Source organism: Mucilaginibacter polytrichastri, from assembly GCF_001911425.1.
Taxonomy (GTDB): domain Bacteria; phylum Bacteroidota; class Bacteroidia; order Sphingobacteriales; family Sphingobacteriaceae; genus Mucilaginibacter; species Mucilaginibacter polytrichastri.
In genome coordinates, this window is sequence record NZ_MPPL01000001.1 from 2,606,733 (window position 1) to 2,624,209 (window position 17,477).

At 38.7% G+C, this 17,477-nt stretch carries 17 protein-coding genes and 1 tRNA gene; 7 read left to right on the plus strand and 11 right to left on the minus strand.

Annotated elements, in window-relative coordinates; genetic code table 11:
* Positions 1-406: 406 nt before the first annotated feature.
* The 7 genes from RG47T_RS11135 to RG47T_RS11165 form a co-directional block, all read right to left on the minus strand.
* Positions 407-4,576 carry a hybrid sensor histidine kinase/response regulator transcription factor gene (locus RG47T_RS11135; RefSeq protein ID WP_074489536.1) on the minus strand — a complete coding sequence of 1,390 codons (4,170 nt, stop codon included), beginning with the start codon at positions 4,574-4,576 and terminating at the stop codon, positions 407-409.
* Between the two features lie 557 nt (positions 4,577-5,133).
* Positions 5,134-5,595 (minus strand): cold-shock protein, encoded by a 462-nt coding sequence (locus RG47T_RS26710; RefSeq protein WP_074489537.1) that lies wholly within the window; start codon positions 5,593-5,595, stop codon positions 5,134-5,136.
* 101 nt (positions 5,596-5,696) lie between these two features.
* Positions 5,697-5,888 (minus strand): cold-shock protein, encoded by a 192-nt coding sequence (locus RG47T_RS11145; protein ID WP_074489538.1) that lies wholly within the window; start codon positions 5,886-5,888, stop codon positions 5,697-5,699.
* A 256-nt stretch (positions 5,889-6,144) separates the two neighbouring features.
* Positions 6,145-6,546, minus strand: coding sequence for a hypothetical protein (locus tag RG47T_RS11150; RefSeq protein ID WP_074489539.1), 402 nt, complete (start codon positions 6,544-6,546; stop codon positions 6,145-6,147).
* Positions 6,547-6,594: 48 nt separating this feature from the next.
* A complete protein-coding gene (locus tag RG47T_RS11155; RefSeq protein ID WP_074489540.1) occupies positions 6,595-6,849 on the minus strand; it encodes a hypothetical protein in 255 nt (84 codons plus the stop codon).
* A gap of 22 nt (positions 6,850-6,871) precedes the next feature.
* On the minus strand, positions 6,872-7,732 hold the full coding sequence (locus RG47T_RS11160) for a universal stress protein (RefSeq protein ID WP_074489541.1): 861 nt from the start codon (positions 7,730-7,732) through the stop codon (positions 6,872-6,874).
* A 134-nt stretch (positions 7,733-7,866) separates the two neighbouring features.
* Positions 7,867-8,814 (minus strand): alpha/beta hydrolase family protein, encoded by a 948-nt coding sequence (locus RG47T_RS11165; RefSeq protein ID WP_074489542.1) that lies wholly within the window; start codon positions 8,812-8,814, stop codon positions 7,867-7,869.
* Between the two features lie 196 nt (positions 8,815-9,010).
* Between RG47T_RS11165 and RG47T_RS11170 the strand changes: the two genes are divergently transcribed.
* From RG47T_RS11170 to RG47T_RS11190, 5 genes are all read left to right on the plus strand, one after another.
* Positions 9,011-9,086 (plus strand) — tRNA-Gly (locus RG47T_RS11170).
* Positions 9,087-9,187: 101 nt separating this feature from the next.
* The gene (locus tag RG47T_RS11175) at positions 9,188-9,406 is read left to right on the plus strand and encodes a hypothetical protein (RefSeq protein WP_074489543.1); all 219 of its coding nucleotides are present in this window, start codon (positions 9,188-9,190) and stop codon (positions 9,404-9,406) included.
* A gap of 134 nt (positions 9,407-9,540) precedes the next feature.
* Positions 9,541-10,842 carry a DEAD/DEAH box helicase gene (locus tag RG47T_RS11180; RefSeq protein ID WP_074489544.1) on the plus strand — a complete coding sequence of 434 codons (1,302 nt, stop codon included), beginning with the start codon at positions 9,541-9,543 and terminating at the stop codon, positions 10,840-10,842.
* An 18-nt stretch (positions 10,843-10,860) separates the two neighbouring features.
* On the plus strand, positions 10,861-11,100 hold the full coding sequence (locus tag RG47T_RS11185; protein WP_074489545.1) for a DUF1456 family protein: 240 nt from the start codon (positions 10,861-10,863) through the stop codon (positions 11,098-11,100).
* A 12-nt stretch (positions 11,101-11,112) separates the two neighbouring features.
* Complete coding sequence (locus tag RG47T_RS11190; protein ID WP_074489546.1) at positions 11,113-11,535, plus strand: acyl-CoA thioesterase; 423 nt, start codon at positions 11,113-11,115, stop codon at positions 11,533-11,535.
* A 106-nt stretch (positions 11,536-11,641) separates the two neighbouring features.
* On the opposite strand, the gene RG47T_RS25720 is transcribed toward RG47T_RS11190, so the two are convergent.
* The 3 genes from RG47T_RS25720 to RG47T_RS11200 all read right to left on the minus strand — a co-directional run bounded on the left by RG47T_RS25720 (position 11,642) and on the right by RG47T_RS11200 (position 13,858).
* On the minus strand, positions 11,642-11,797 hold the full coding sequence (locus RG47T_RS25720) for a lmo0937 family membrane protein (protein ID WP_139235749.1): 156 nt from the start codon (positions 11,795-11,797) through the stop codon (positions 11,642-11,644).
* Positions 11,798-12,000: 203 nt separating this feature from the next.
* Entirely contained in the window at positions 12,001-12,462 is a 462-nt protein-coding gene (locus RG47T_RS11195) for a low affinity iron permease family protein (RefSeq protein WP_074489547.1), read from the minus strand.
* A gap of 142 nt (positions 12,463-12,604) precedes the next feature.
* A complete protein-coding gene (locus RG47T_RS11200; RefSeq protein ID WP_074489548.1) occupies positions 12,605-13,858 on the minus strand; it encodes a hypothetical protein in 1,254 nt (417 codons plus the stop codon).
* Positions 13,859-14,036: 178 nt separating this feature from the next.
* On the opposite strand from RG47T_RS11200, the gene RG47T_RS11205 reads away from it, so the two are divergent.
* Both RG47T_RS11205 and RG47T_RS11210 read left to right on the plus strand, forming a co-directional pair.
* Positions 14,037-14,609: a gluconate 2-dehydrogenase subunit 3 family protein gene (locus RG47T_RS11205; protein ID WP_074489549.1), complete on the plus strand. Its 573-nt coding sequence runs from the start codon at positions 14,037-14,039 to the stop codon at positions 14,607-14,609.
* 3 nt (positions 14,610-14,612) lie between these two features.
* Entirely contained in the window at positions 14,613-16,307 is a 1,695-nt protein-coding gene (locus RG47T_RS11210; protein ID WP_074489550.1) for an FAD-dependent oxidoreductase, read from the plus strand.
* 440 nt (positions 16,308-16,747) lie between these two features.
* On the opposite strand, the gene pgl is transcribed toward RG47T_RS11210, so the two are convergent.
* Positions 16,748-17,476 carry a 6-phosphogluconolactonase gene (gene pgl, locus RG47T_RS11215; RefSeq protein WP_074493349.1) on the minus strand — a complete coding sequence of 243 codons (729 nt, stop codon included), beginning with the start codon at positions 17,474-17,476 and terminating at the stop codon, positions 16,748-16,750.
* Between the last annotated feature and the right edge of the window lies 1 nt (position 17,477).

A 17,477-nucleotide genomic window follows, 5' to 3' on the forward strand; every position in this document is an offset into this window, starting at 1 on the left:
ATTTACCTGCAAAGGCAATGGTTGTATATTGGATGCTAAATTTATGCAGATAATAGATTAAGCTGTAACATTATTGTTAAGGTTTATGCAACAAATGTTAACCACCAAAAAAACGCCTATTGCAGCCTTTAGAAAGCCTTAACCCATTATTTATTGAATATTAAACATGATTTTTGTTTACAATTAGCGTATTGCATAACATTTGGTTAAACGTTTTAGCTAATTATTTATCGCATTGTTAACTATTATCTTCAGGCGGGAATATCATTGTAACTGATTGTTGGAAATTTAAGTACATGGGCAGGAATTAGTAATAGAAAAGCACTTTTATAAACCACAAAAACCCCTTAAACAGGGTTGTCAATTATCATGATTTATCGAGCTTGTAAATACAAGCTTTAGTTTATTACTCGACTATGTTTAGCAGATCTTTCTCCTTTTTGCGCAACTGGATTACGTACTCAGACGGCAGCATTCCATACTCTTCACGAAAAACTTTGGCAAAGTAGGTTGGGTTACCAAAACCAACCTCGTAGGCTACATTGGCTATATTAAGCTTGCTTTTCTCTAATAGTTGTACGGCCTTTTCCAGTCGTATATTTCTAATAAAGTCTACGGGGGTTTTACCGGTAAGCGTTAGCAGTTTTTTATATAAAGATACCCGGCTTAAAAGCATTAACCGGCTAAGCTCTTCTACAGAGAAATTAGGATTGGTTATGTTGGTTTCTACAAGATGTATAGCGTTTTTTATAAACTTATCATCTTCTGATGCTACTTCAATTTGCTGCACTTTAACTTCCTGTTGCTTTTGATAGGTTTTTTTGAGGGTTTCCTGTAAAAGCAGTAAGTTTTTAATTTTTGATAGCAGTATCTCGAAATTAAATGGTTTCATGATATAATCATTGGCCCCACTTTCCAGTCCCATTAACTGATCTTCTTCCTCATTTAAAGCCGTAAGCAGCACTACAGGTATATGATTGGTTCTTTTATCGCTTTTTATTTTTTTACATAGCTCAATGCCATTCATTTCGGGCATACTAATGTCGCTTACTACCAGGTTGGGGTGCATAGCCAATGTTTTTTGCCACCCCTCTTTGCCATTGCACGCTTCAATGATAGTAAACTGGTATTTTAAGTTATCTTTTAGGTAAAACCGCAGATCGTCGTTATCTTCAATTAATAGTACTACAGGCTTTTTATTTGACCGCAGTATACTTTCCTTCTTATGTTTAGTATCTGTTTCAATTTTTTCGACACCCGTAGAAATTGACAGATCATTTTCGGGAATGACAGGTAATAATATTGTAAAACAACTCCCGTTATCCGGCTCGCTTGTTACTGTTATTTCGCCGCCATGCATTTTAACAAATTCGCGCGTAATAGAAAGCCCTATACCGCTCCCTTGGTTCAACAGGCTTTGGGGCATATCGGCTTGGAAAAACCGTTCAAATATTTTCGCCTGTTTATCCGCTGTAATCCCTATACCCGTATCAATTACTTTGATCTCCAGCATTTGCTGATCTGTAGCAGCGCTACTCTTATCCAGGCTCATCATCACCGAAATATGGCCATCGGCAGGCGTAAACTTAAAGGCATTAGAAAGCAGATTAAATAAAATACGCTCCAGCTTGTCGTTATCAAACTTGGTAATGAGCGATTCTATTTCCGAATCAAACACGTAACTTAAATTTTTCTGTTGAGCTATATCCGAGAATGAGACTGAGATTTCACGTACAAATTGTACAATATCACCTTTGGTTAAACTTAATTTCAACTCTTTGAACTCCATTTTTCTGAAATCCAACAACTGGTTAACCAGGTTTAGCAATCTTCTGCCATTCCTTTTTATCATTTGCAGTTGCTGTTGTTGTTCGGGCTTGTCGCTGCTTTTTATCAATTGCTCAATAGGCGATAAAATCAATGATAGCGGCGTTCTAAACTCATGACTTACGTTGGTAAAGAACTTAATTTTCATCAAATCAAGTTCATGCATTCTTTTGGCTTCCACCATTTCCTGTGCTACTTTACGCTCACTTTCAAGATTTTGCTGTTTAGTAGCAAATTCCTTTTTAAGTTTTAAAATCCCCTTGTGCCTTATATAAAACAAGGTGGCTATAAAACCCAGAAAATATAACACATAAGCCAGTGGCGATTTCCAGAACGGCGGCAATACAGTTATTTTAAGCGTTATGACGCTAGCGTTTTTAACATTATTACTATTGTAGGCCTTTACCTTGAAAACATAATCCCCGGCATCAAGGTTGGTATAGGTGGCTTTGCGCACATTGGCGGGTGCATTAAGCCACGTTTTGTCAAAACCTTCCAGCTTATACTGGTATTGAACTTTATGCGGATTAAAAAAATCGCAGGCGGCAAACTCCAGGCTAAAAACATTTTGACTATGGTTAAATACAAGGGTCTTAATAGCCGAAATAGATTTACTTAACACTACGCTCCCGTTAATTGTATCGCCAACGGCAACACTTTTATTAAACAGTTGCAGGTCTGTAAAAATCAGCGGAGGTTTATGTTTGGAAATTGTTATTTGCACCGGGTCAAAAACATTAAAGCCGCGGGCACCTCCAAATATTAGCTTACCTTCCCGGGTTTTAAATGCGGCGTTTACGTTAAACTCCCTCCCTTGCAAACCGTCTGTTTCATCAAAGTTTTTTATTTCAAAGTGATATTTATCAGGTGTGCCGGTTACCGTAAGGCAGGCTATACCGTTGGTGCTGCTTAACCACATCCTGCCCTGCCCATCTTCAATAATATTAAGGATGTTGTTCGCTGGTAAATCTTTCCCTTCTTCCAGGTTAATAAAGTTGTTGGTTGCAGGGTTCAGAATACTCAGGCCTCCTTTGGTCCCAATCCATATTAAATGCCTGCTATCTTTTACTATGGAATTAATATCAGTAGCAACAAGGCTATTGTTATTATGTCTTTTATGGATATACCGGGTTATTTTATTGGTTTTGGTATTAATAACCTCAATACCTTTATCCTCGCCAACCCATACATTGCCTTTATCATCCGGATAAAGTACACCAATGTATGATGAGCTTAAACCGGTGTAAGGGCTGGAGAACTGCTGTGTTTTACGATTTAAAATATTGATTCCCCCGGCGAATGTTCCTACCCAAATATTATAGGCCGAATCTTCAAAAATGCAATAAATACGGTCATCAGCAACAGAGCCTGCAATTTTATCGTCGTGGCGATAGTGCTTAAACGTTTTACCGTCAAAACAATCCAAACCGCCAAAATAGGTACCCACCCAAAGCTTGCCTTCGTGATCAAGGCATAAGCTAACTATAATATCATTAGAGAGGCTGTTTGAATTTTGTGGATCATGCTTATAACTGGTATACTTATGATTGGCTTTATCAAAATATATTAACCCACCCCCATTGGTACCTATCCATAAACCACCCTTCTTATCTTCTTTAAAACAGTCAACATCTTCGTAAGGCAAACTTGCTTTATCAGAGGCAAAATGCTTTACCAGCGGAAACTCAAATATTCCTTTATGATAATAGCTGATACCCTGTTTGTAAGTACCTGCCCATATGATACCATCATGGTCTTTATACAACATTACATTATTACCCATAAGTGATTTTGGATCATCTTCATGAGGTAAAACATAAGTTATTTTTTGGCTGTTGGATTCTACAATATTAATTCCGCCGTGATCTGTGCCTATCCATACCTTATTATCTTCATCAACAACAATGGTATTAATGATATTTGAGTTAAGCAGGCTTTCGGGGGTTTCTTTTGAATAATGTTTAAATGCCCTTGTTTTCGGATCGAAGCAATAAGCGCCAATTGGTTTCCCGTCTGTCCATATCCATAACTTTTTTTCGTTATCTAACTTTAGCTGAAAGTTGATTGGTTTATTACCTGGGCCAATTGATGGTGGTAACACCAAATGTTCTACTATTTTATTACTCGTAACATTTAATTTTTCGAGTACGCCATCGCTGTATATTAACCAAATAAAGCCATTACCACAGTCGGCTATATCCATCACCCAATTAGCATGCAGCACTGCTTTTGAAGTGCGCGAATTATTGTAGAAACTTGTAGTATTACTTGTAGGCTGATAACAATAAATACCTTTATTTAATGTTAAAAACCAAAAATTGCCTTTACTATCTTTTCTGATGTAACCTAAATTATTGCTACGTATTTTTAACCTGTCTAGTTCGGGATTAATATTGTTTGAAAATTTTTCGGTTTCGGGATCATAAATGCTGTAATTGCTGTGCGTAAATACCCACAATTTTTTGCCCGGGCCTTCATAAATACGCGATACATAATTGTCGGCTATAGAACTGGTATCTTTAGTTTCGCTTTTAAAAACTCTGAATTTGTAGCCATCATACCTGTTAAGGCCAGATGTTGTACCAAACCACATAAACCCATCGGTATCTTTAAAAATACAATTGATCTGGTTGTTTGACAGGCCATTACTAATATCAAGGTGCGAAAATTGATATATGCTATTTTGTGCATACACCCAATATTGTGAGATGACAAGTATTGCCACCAAAAATAATTTTCTAACACGCATATATTTATAACTGGTATGCAGCTTTTGAGGGCAACTGCCTAGTGCTAAATTATGAATAAATGTTAACTCTACAATTTAAAATCGCCGAATTAGTTGGGAAATATTGAGACGGTCCAGTGATTAAAAGTATTACAAAAAAGGTAATATTTTGCGTAAGCGCTAGCAAGAAGGCTATATTACTGTAGGTAGCTATTGCATTTCAGAACTATATTAAACCCCAAAGGCCCCAGTATAATACGGAGGCCTTTGGGGTAGCATTATGGAAAACATGTCGATCCTATAATATGCCAATTTGCAAAATAGCTATCGTTTTGGCTTAAATAAGCACAAATTTACTTTTTAGAAGTATCACACACAATGGGATTGATAAAGAGGTATAAGCTTGTTATAGATTGCCTGGTTTTAATAACAACAGGTATTAAAGAGCTTATTCTACTAATCCTTAATAAAGCAAGGTTTTGCCGAATACGGGTTGGGTGGTACCTATACCAAACCCAACTATTTAATAAACAGTAATAACTATCGCATAGTGCTGCAGATAGCTATATTGTTAAGTACTACTTAACAGCCAATTTAACTTTGATGGCATTCAGGCCTTTTTGCCCTTGTTCTGTTTCAAACGTAACTTTGTCGTTCTCTTTTATCGGGTCAAGTAGCCCGTTGATATGTACAAAGATACTTTCCTGGCTAACCAGGTCTCTAATGAAACCGTACCCTTTTGATTCGTTGAAAAATGCAACTGAACCGCTTCTGATCAGATCTGCCGGAAGGATATCTGCTTGTTTTGGCACAGCAATCTGGATATTTTCAGATAGTATTACTGCCTTTTTCCTTGTAGGATCTGGTGGTGTTGAGGTTATATTTCCGTTCTCGTCAATATAAGCCATCATGTCATTTAAGCTTTTTCCTTTATCAGAATTTGCTTTACGGTCTTCAGATCTTTCTTTCTTATCCCGTTGTTTAATTGATTTTTTCTTTTCTCGTTCTTTTTTACTAAATGTTTCTGTTGATCTACCCATATGAATTTTAAAAATTTTCTACTATTTGCAAGAAGGAAAATAATGGTATAAAAAAGGCATCCTCCTATAAAAGAAAGATGCCTGATAGTATTTTAAAGTAACTAAGCTACCTTTACTTTTACTGCGTTAGGGCCTTTACGACCTTCTTCTACATCGAATTGAACTGTGTCATTCTCGCGAATGTTATCAATCAGACCTGATGAGTGAACAAAAATTTCTTTACCACCACTGCTTGGGGTAATAAATCCAAAACCTTTTTCCTCGTTAAAAAACTTTACTGTTCCTTGTTGCATTATATTATTTATAAGATTACAAATATACGTTAATTATACTCATAATTACACATCTGTCAACTTATTCTTTATTTATTTTTGCATTATGCCCTCCAGTGTGTTTAAAGCACCTTATTCTGGTTAAAAATGCATCTAAAAATGACTGTGCTATTGAGGCTGATTTTAGTTTATGCAGATAATATTACCTTTTTCGAGTTAAAAAAGGTTGACACAAGCCACACACCTCAGGAAAGAATTCGAAAGCGTGATGTCGGAATCAAGATTTAATCTCTGTGTTAAGCGACTTGGTTTCTTCCATCAACTTAATTTCTGTTTTTTCTTTGGATATATCCTGGCGGAGGAGTCCAAACAAACTCATATATACATTAGCTATCCACACTAAGGCAAACCCCGCTATAATGTATCCTCTCCAATCCATCAGCAGTAATTTATAGCCTGTAAGCAATAAAAACACAAGGGTTACATAATGGCTGAAACAATATTCGCAGGTAAAGAGATAAAAGAATTTTCGCTCCAATATGGTTCGTCCCTTTTTACACCGGTTTACACAATATTCTCGTGGTTCGCGAAATACCTCTTCATGCGTAACAGTCCATGCCACGCAGGCAATGGGTAATGCAAGCAAAAAAAGCCACAATATTTGAAGGTTAATTACCATTAAAGTACATTTGATAATCAACTAACACGCAAACGCTTATTCTGTTCATTAAACTCTTATTTTACTTATTTCGCCCAGCAAGTCCAGTGCATCATGTTCGCATCTGATAATCAGATCTGTTTTTTGATAATCTTCTGCATTAACCTGATTATTCATCAGTTCGAACGAACATACCTCCATTTGTCTTCTCTTAAAAGCATCAGTAACAAAGGGAATAACAGAATTACCGGCATTAATAATTTCTTGTTTTTTGGCAGCTAAAGCACCTTTCACTTTTGCTACGATAGCATCTATTTCTTTCATGATTTTATTTTTTAGATGATAGTTAGTTTAGAGACGAAAAAACCAGCAACGGGATATTAATATGCCCGGCCATTTTTTGGGTATGGCTGCCTTCAAAAATATTTTCAAAAAAGTTATGGGGCCTGTGTATCATAGCAAGCATATCAATTTGCCCGTGTGCACATAACCAGTTCAGGCCATTCTCAGTATTTTCGCTTTTAATAACACGGTAATAAATGTTTGGGTAATTTGCCTTGTTTGATATTTGTGTTAAAAGCTCCCCTATCCATTGTTTAAAGGCTGGGGCTTCGTATTTTTCTTTATAAACATGTGTTATTAAAATTTCGGCATTTAAGCGTTTAGCGAGCGGTATCAGCGCATAAATATTCTCCACGTCTTTCTCTGGCGCCTCAAAATCTACAGCGAAAGCAATCTTTTTAACCGGCTCTATCACAGCCATATGCGGAATCAATAAAACAGGCTTTTGTACACCGTTAATAATAGCCTTACTGTGGTTTCCCAATAAAAACTGACTTAGGCTGCTGCTGCCATGTGTGCCGGATACCACCATCTCAATTTCATGCGTAGATATGATATTGTTTACAACGTCTGTTACTGTGCCTGCGCTATTAGTGCAGGTAATTGCCGGGTGAAATCCGGCTGTATAATCTTTATGCTCTAAATGTTTTCTGAGTTGTTTTAAGCCCTCAGCACTATCATCCATCAATAAATCATATTCCTCGGCAGGCCATACTACTCCACCGGCTTGCGGAATCTCTGACGGAACCATAACTGCATTACATAATAAAACATTGGCTTTTATATGTTTGGCAAGATTATAACCATAATCGGCAGCATGCCTGGCATTGGCCGAAAAATCAGTAGCAATAAGTAATGTTTTCATGGCTTTACATCTATAAATTTATAGTATAAAGCTCTTAATATTAAATGGTTATAAAAGTGATGGCAATCACTTTTAATTACAACCTTTTACACAAAATATTGCAGCATGTAACCGGCTATTAATTAAACCTTTGATTATTCGCCGTGTAAAGTCATATCCGGTAATGGTGTTTTATTTTTCACATACCTATCCAGCCATTCTAAAAGCATGTTATCCCTAATTGGGAGCCTTAACCCATGAGTGCCACCTTCTACCAATACCAAACGCATAGGCTGTTTTAGCGCATAAAGCTTCTCTGCCAGTTTAATAGTACCTGCGGCATCAACCCGCCAGTCGCTGGTTCCCTGCATTATTAATAGTGGTGTAGTTTTACAGATCATTTCGGGCCAATACAAGGCACTGCGCAGCATTAGTTGCTTTTGTTTTTCTGTTTGATAATCAGGTATCAATCTTTGATATATTTCCTTCTCAAAACCGGCTCCATCCTTTCTTTCAATATTATCAAATGCATTAACAAGGCCACTGTTTATAATAGCCGCTTTAATACTTTTTTGCGAGCGTAGTACTTGCAATGCATTCATGCCTCCCCTGCTAATTCCATAAATCCCTATGCGCGATGTATCGGCATAGGGCAAATGCGCCAATGCAGGGATGCAGTTAATTACATCTGATGTATCTGCACCACCAAATTCATCTTTGCCATCACTCCCCGGCGACCCACGTAACTGAGAGGCGATAACCACGTAGCCATGCCGGGCAATATCTGCAAGTGCGGATGTGGTCCATAAATCAATACTCCCAAAATCTTCATGCCCGCCTCTGCAAAAAATAAGACAGGGGTATTTGCCTGGTTTTTTAGGCTGTATAACAAATCCTTTAATCTTTAAACCTGTGCTTAAATAGGTAATATCATGAGTTTCTGTTTCATCAAAAATCAATTGAAATGCAGGCGACTTGCTAACACGCTGTTTAATAATACTATCGGGATAAATAACCAGGTTGTTGCTGATAATTAAACCATTCTGCGCGTTTGTATGCCACACAATGGCAAAAAAGGATACCAAAACAAATAAGTATTTCATAATTAAAGGTTTAAACAAAGATATATCTCTTTTATACAAATGCAACTAAATTGCTTTTATAGAATTTGTTTTATAAAAATCCAATTGTAAACAGTTCGTTATAAAAAACTTACAGTACATGAGCAAATTTCCTTGAAACGATTTTATTTTTTTCTCTTGCACAATATATTTTTCTGTCTATATTTGCAACCCCAATGCGAAAGTAGCTCAGTTGGTAGAGCACGACCTTGCCAAGGTCGGGGTCGCGAGTTCGAATCTCGTCTTTCGCTCCAACAAAAATCCTCTCAGTAATGAGGGGATTTTTTGTTTTAATTCAATTTTAGGCAAGGGCGCTAACAGCCTTTGTCTGATATATAATACTTAATTTAGCACGATGAAACACGAAGAGGTAGTTGCAGCACTCAAAGTAATTGCAGAAAAAGGATTTGCAACCGGCATAAGCGCAGATGATTTAAAGGATTTGAAAACATACAATCTGATTGATAGCCTGGAAGATGTCAAATCAAAAAAAACGATTTATGCGTTAACCAAAAAAGGCCGTGTAATGCTCAAGGCAAATTCAAAAGAACAAAAGCCCGATACTGATTTATAGAAATAATCCAAGGCCTCTTAAAGGCTGTAGATTTTCAATAGGGCATATTTCAACTTTTTATGGCTACTAACTCTTAGTATTAAAATCGCCCTCCCGGCATTTTACCTTATCTTTGATGCCAATTCACAGGTACAATGATTAAGCAAGCACTACAGAATTTAAAGATAACTACCCTTAACCCCATGCAGGAAGCGGCCATTAGCGCCGCCAAAAAAGGCGATGTAATACTGCTTTCGCCTACAGGGTCGGGCAAAACGCTGGGCTTCTTATTACCATTGCTTGGCGTACTGGATGCTAACATATCAACCGTACAGGTAATGATCCTGGTACCATCGCGCGAATTAGCTTTACAGATAGAACAGGTTTTTAGAGCCATGGGTAGCGGCTTTAAGGTAAATTGTTGTTATGGCGGTCACGATGTAAAAATAGAACGCAACAACCTCTCGCAGCCGCCTGCAGTTTTAATTGGCACACCCGGCCGCATAGCCCACCACCTGCGCCGCGAAAGTTTTGATACCGCAACTATTAAAACACTGATACTCGACGAGTTTGATAAAGCATTAGAGTTTGGTTTCCAGGAAGATATGGCTTACATTATTAAGCAAATGCCCGCCATTAAAAAACGCATGCTTACCTCAGCCACACAAATGGACGAGATACCAGCTTTTACCGGGATTAATAAACCAATTAAGGTTGATTTTTTGAGCAATACAGCATCTGCCCCGGCGCTTAAACAAAAAGCAATTGTTGCCGATGCAGCCGATAAACTGGAAGCTTTATTTTCATTGATTTGTAAGATAGGCGACCAACCTACCCTGATTTTCTGTAACCATCGCGAAGCGGTAGAACGCATTAGCGATCTGTTATATGATATAGGTATTTACCATGACATATTCCACGGCGGTATGGAGCAGGATGACCGCGAGCGGGCCTTGCTTAAATTTAGAAACGGCAGCCACCGTATATTAATCACCACAGATCTGGCCTCGCGCGGCCTGGATATACCGGAGATAGAACATGTGGTGCATTATCAGTTGCCGCATAACGAAGAGGCCTTTACGCACCGTAACGGCCGCACAGCGCGGATGCATGCTACCGGCACCTCTTATTTGATGTTAACACCGGATGAGAAACCAGCCTATTTAAAAGAAATTCCCGAAATAGAAGACCTCTCGGCCGAACCTGTTATACCCAAAGCATCTCCCTGGGCAACCGTGTATATTGCAGCAGGCAAAAAAGATAAGGTTAACAAGGTTGATATTGTAGGCCTGCTATTAAAAAAAGGCGAGCTGGCTAAAGAAGACCTGGGTTTGATAGAAGTACTTGACCACTCCTCATACGCAGCGGTGAAACGAAACCGCATTGAGCGTGTGGTTGAAATGGTTAAAAGTGAAAAAATTAAAGGAAAGAAAATTAAAATAGAGATTTCCCGATAAAACGATAAATACAACACCATGAGCAATAACGATATAATGAAAAAGCTTCGGGTAGCTTTAAAATTTACAGACGACGATATTATTAAGGTTTTAGACCTGGCCAACTTTAAGGTAACAAAAAACGAGATCAGCGCTATATTCCGTAACGACGATCATCCAAATTTTAAACCTTGCGGCGACCAGATTCTCCGTAATTTTTTAAACGGCTTAATTATCTTTAAACGTGGACCAAGGCCTCCAAAAGGCGAACAAGCTTAGTTTTATACCATTATGGAATATTCTAAAACCTATACCGCAAAGGCAGAACACATAGACGTGCAAAACATTATGGATGGTTTATACTATCCGTTTTACATGGAGTATTGCCGCCATGATTATATTAGGGAAGTGCTGGGTTTCGACTTTGAGGAAGAAGCAAAAAACGGGATTTACATGGTTTTATCACAGTATAAGATCAGTTTTTTGAGGTCGCTTAAAAAGGATGACCAATTTGCAGTTACCTGTACATTATTTGCTGACCCTGCCGGGCTGCCAAAATTGCACTTTAAACAAGCTATTGTTTTAAATGGAAAGGTAATGACTAAAGCCGTTTTTACCGGCACCTGCGTACCAGCTTCGGGCGGCAGGCCTTATTTACCGGCATCTATTTTAGATAAAATTGCTGATGCTCCTAAATTAGATATGGAGATATAAGGAGCCAGTACTTCATTATTACAAACAAAAGCCCTGCTGTTGTTAAACAGCAGGGCTTTATATTTTACAACTCTTTGGTAAGAGGTGCGCATTATTAAGTTCTCATTTATACCACAGTATCTCTTCTCAAGAAACCTAATATCAATGATATAATTGCAATTACTAATAAGATGTGGATTAAACCACCTGCAGAGTAAACAAACTCTCCTAATAACCATCCTATGATCAGGATAACGGCTACGATGTATAATAAAGATCTCATGACTGTTGTTGTTTTTTAAAGGTAAATGATGATGTTTTTAATTGTAATGTGTTATACAATTTATATACCAGTTTATTTATTTACCGACAAAATCATAAAATCAGCGATTTTAAATTAATTAAAACAAAAATTTGTATTATAAATTAAAAAATAGCTTATTAATTAGGACAGTTTGAAGACAATTGGATGACAGTTAACTAATATTATTTTTTGCTAGGCATAGCCAATCTGTTCGATTTACGCTTTTGATTTTCTTCAGCAGCATCTATTGAGTGTGTGCAGGTCAGATCATCTTCTTTCTCTGCCAGGTCAGATAATCTAACATAAAATTTATGCAGTTGATCTAACTCGGCCTCTGTAAGGTCTTCAATATCTACCATCCGGTTGCTGGAACCTTCGTGCGAGGCCAATATCTCGTTTAGTTTTAAGTGGATTGCTTTAGAGTCTTTATTTTGTGATTTTTGGATCAGGAAAACCATTAAAAAGGTAATAATAGTTGTACCCGTGTTAATTATGAGCTGCCAGGTATCAGAATACTTAAATATAGGGCCTGATATCAGCCACACTATAATAACAGAAATTGCGATTATAAAAGCAGCCGAACTACCGGTAGCCATTGTTGCCCAGTTTGAAAACCTTTCAAACAGATTTTTTTTCTTTGCCATGAGGGGATTTATTTTATCTCAAAAAGCAATTCATAACTATATTGTTTGCACTGATTTAAAAAATCGGTTATTAATGAATGCTTTAGAATAACTTATTAAAAAATTTACAGTTATTAATCCCCTCCAAACCTTTATAATAAACCTATTTCACAGTCAAAGTATTAACATTTGTAATGCCGGCAGCCGTGGCAGTTGTAAAATAAATATTATTGCTAACTGTAGGTACTGTTGATGCCTGCTCGTTTACAAAGAAACTATTGGGGTTGGGTGCAGGGAAATTAAAGCCAACGTTGTCATATACATCACATGTACCACCAAATAAGTCATAAACATCCACAATAACCCCTATCCAATCTTTACTTAAATTAAGGTTACCACAGGTATTGTCATATATTTTGGCGTTGGCATAAGTGGTTACTCCCGGCGCCAGTTCTGCCGCAAATGATTGTACTTCAAATGCAGAATATTTTCTGGAGTTTACCACTACGTTGTTATAGATGAGTACTGTTTGCGGCACGGTACCAAAACTCCTGATCCAGGCCCTTATGGCATTACCCTGGTGATTTTTGACCAGGTTATGGTGAAAAGACCCACTACCCTTAATCATGAAGATACCGTTGTGGTTATTATTGGTTTGGTTAATATCGGTTATTATATTATTATGGATATTGTAACTATCGGCATTGGCTGCAAAAACCACAACGCCGCAGTTTGAGTTACTAAAATTTAGTCCGGAGATCTCCATGTTTTTAATTAACCCGGTTATAATACCGGCAATTACATCTCCACCAAACTGTATAAAGGTAGAAGTGTTGGTGCAGGTATTATTCAGGATTTTCAGGCTATCGGTGTATGATGCTTTTGTACCATTATAAATATTAGTGCCTGTACTGTAAATCACGATATTACCAATATTAGAGAACGAAAAATTCTGAATAGTTAAATTATGGCTGGCCCCGTTCAGAATTATAGAGTGGTAGTACGCATTATCTCTCGATATAAAACCCTGGGCTATACCGGTTGTACCATCCCCGGAGATTGTCAAATTGCTTACATTGGTAATATGCATATGATCACTATTACCGGCCATTTGCACCAGGCCATCATTGTTGATGTAAATAGGGCAACCCGCATTAATATTTTGCACGTCGATACCATTATAGGTGCCCCCTTTTACCTTAATGGTATCATTACATTTGAGGCCTAGGGTGGTGCCGTCAATTATCAGGTTACCCGTACCTGTACCAATGGCTATTGTTCGCCCGGCAACGGGGATAATTGTAGTTGTGCCTGTAGTGGTATTTGTACTTGTTGGCGCCAGAGTTTGCGCCTTTTGGCAAGCGGTAAAAAAGAAAATAGCAACTATTGCTATTATATTGAAGTAAAGCTTTCCCATCAAATCGTGTTTTATAGTTGATTTAACGAGTCTTTTATGATTAATGTTGCCTATTAATTAATAATAGTAATATTTTTGTTACAACATGCCTGTAAATGAACGCACTAATAATCAATGATTAAAATGACCTGACAATTTTAGCTTTTTAATATTATATTTACTTTATACAACCCCTATTGTGAACAGAAAAAAAGCGATTCAGAGTTTACTTGCTCTTGCAGCCGTCGGCGTTTCATCAGTTTCTGTTTATAAATGGGCCAGCGACGGAAATGCGGTTAGCATTGATGCGCTGCCTCAAAAAAAACAACTGATAGCAGACCTTGCCGATACCATCATCCCCCGTACAGATACTCCCGGGGCCAAGGATGCACATGTAGAAGATTTCATTATTAAAATGATCAAAGAGATTGATCCAAAAACGCAGCGACATTTCCTGGCCGGTTTGGGTAGCCTCGAAAAATATACGATCGACAAATACGATCATCCCTTTACCGAATGCACACCACAGCAGAAAATAGCGGTGTTAAAGCATTTTGAGGATAAAGCCACATATTCTATTGGCATCCTCAACAAAATCAATAACAAGTTTTTGGGAACCCCATTTTTTAACAAACTAAAAGATTTAACAGTAGAAGGCTACTGCACCTCTCAGTTAGGTGCAACACAAGGTATGGCGTATGATTATGTACCCGTAAAATTTGTGGCCTGCATTCCGTTACAAAAAAACCAAAAGGCCTGGGCCACTAAATAAAACATGATAAAATTAGGCGCATCTGATAATAAAGCTACTTATGATGCCATAGTAGTTGGGTCTGGTATTAGTGGTGGCTGGGCAGCCATGGAACTTTGTAAAAAAGGGCTAAAGGTTTTACTATTGGAAAGAGGCCGTAATGTAGAACATGTAAAAGACTACACCACAGCCATGCTAAACCCCTGGGATTTTGATTTAAGGGGCAATACAGCGGCAAAATACAAAGCAGAAAACCCGGTACAATCACAGGGTACCAACGCCGGTAATGCACACTTTTTTGTAAACGATACCGAGCATCCTTATATCCAGCAAAAACCTTTTCACTGGTTTAGAGGCTACCAGGTAGGTGGCCGCTCGTTAACCTGGGGCAGGCAATGTTACCGCTTAAGCGACCTTGATTTTACAGCCAATGCAAAAGAGGGTGTGGCTATTGACTGGCCAATCCGTTACAAAGATATTGACCCATGGTATAGTTATGTAGAGCGTTTTATTGGCGTAAGTGGAAAGAAAGAAAATCTGCCTCAACTACCCGATGGCGACTACCTACCTGCATTGGATTTAAATTGCATTGAGAACCACCTGGATGAATCTATCCGCAAAAATAGTCACGATCGTTTACTTACCATTGCCCGCGTGGCTAATTTGAGCCGTGGCTGGGATAACCGCGGCCCATGTATGAACCGTAACCTGTGCTCGCGTGGATGCCCGTTTGGTGGGTATTTCAGCAGCAATAGTTCTACTATACCTGCGGCCATGCAAACCGGCAATTTAACCTTAAGGCCGTATTCTGTGGTTACAGAGGTTATGTTTGATGAGCAAAAGCAGAAGGCCAAGGGCGTACGCATTATTGACACCATTACCAAAGAGAATTTTGAATATTATGCCAAAATTGTCTTCATCAATGCATCTACCATTGCTACGGCTGGTATTTTATTGAATTCTAAATCGCACCGTTTCCCTAATGGCTTCGGTAATGATAGTGGCGAGCTTGGCCACAACCTGATGGACCACCACTCTGCCGCCGGTGCCCAGGGTGCTTATGACGGCTATAAAGACATGTATTACAAAGGCCGCAGGCCATGTGGTTTCCTCATTCCGAGGTTTAGAAACATAAAGGGTAACGAGGGATTAGATTTTACCCGCGGTTACAATATCCAGGGCCATGGGGAACGTTCTGAATGGATGGACACCATGACTGCCGATGGCTTTGGCGTCGACTTTAAAAACACCCTAACCCACCCCGGCCACTGGACGGTTTGGATGGCCGGCTGGGGCGAATGCCTCCCCTATCATGATAACATGATCAGCCTTAATGATACGCAGAAGGATAGCTGGGGATTACCGTTGATTAACATCGATTTTTCATTTCGTGAAAATGAAAACAAAATGATGAAAGACATCCAAAAAACATCAGCCGAAATGCTGACCGCTGCCGGCTTCAATAACGTACAAACATTTAACTACGGCAAACCGGGTGGCGATACCGTGCACGAAATGGGAACCGCACGTATGGGCCATGACCCAAAAACATCAGTACTCAATGGCAATAACCAAATCCACGCCGCTAAAAATGTATTTGTGACCGATGGCAGCTGTATGACATCTTCTGCCAGCCAAAACCCATCGTTAACCTACATGGCGCTTACCGCCCGTGCCTGTGATTTCGCGGTTGAGGAATTGAAGAAGGGAAATATTTGATTTAAGATTTCGGATGTTCGATTTCGGATTTATTGGAGCTTACTCAACGTATAACACACCCCATGAAAGTTGCTGCGCATTGAGTGACAGTGCTTTCCCCTCTCGAGAGGGGATTTATTGTGCAGTACAATAAGCACTAACTTTAATAAGGGGTGTGTTCTTCGAGAGTTTCGAAAGTACTTTAATGTGTAATTTGTCATCCTGAACGTAGTGAAGAATCTTATTCAACTGTAAAGTGTACGCCTGCTTTGATAACTTTAATAAAGCAAAAGATTCTTCACTACGTTCAGAATGACAAAACCACCAAATGCAACTGCCATGCAGGTATTTTAAATATAAGGGTTCGCCCTAAACCATGTTTCAAGCGCGTCAGCAAATATTCAAACAAAAAGCCCAGCCTGAAAAATCAGACCGGGCTCTCTAATAATTTAAAAACTTTTTTATTTATTAGCTAAACCAGAAGCTGCAACTTCATCAACCAGAAATACCAATTCGCCGTTAACCGGTTTGATTAATTGCGACGGATATTTTGTTGGGTTATGCTCGCCTTCTAATACCTCTTTCAGGGCATGGATCTTTTTCTCGCCGTATAATACAAAGGCAATTTTCTTAGCCTTGTTAATTAAGGGCGCGGTAAGTGTAATGCGGTACATATCCTGCGGAGCAAGGAAATAGGCGTCAACCCATTTATCTTTCTCGCTTAATACAGCCTCACCGGGGAATAAGGAAGCCGTGTGGCCATCATAGCCCATGCCTAAAAATATCAGGTCGAAGCTGCCTTCGGGTCCAAGATTATCTCTTAGCAATTGCTCATATTCTGCAGCATAGTCTTCCGGCTCTACGTCGGCAGCCCACATAAAGTGGATCTGATCTGCAGGGATGGGTACATGGCTTAACAGCGTTTCTTCAGCCATTTTAGCATTACTCTTGTCATCATCCAAAGGCACCCAGCGCTCATCGCCCCAGTAAATGGATACTTTTTCCCATTCTACCTGTTCACGATAAGGAGATTCTGCCAATAGCTTATGAAATTTAACGGGCGAAGAACCACCTGTTAAGGCCACATTAAACTTACCTGATCTTGATATCGCCTTTTTTGCTGCCTCAACAAAAATTTCGGCAGCGGCAATATTTTGTTCTTCTGTAGTTTTAAATACCTGGATAGCCATA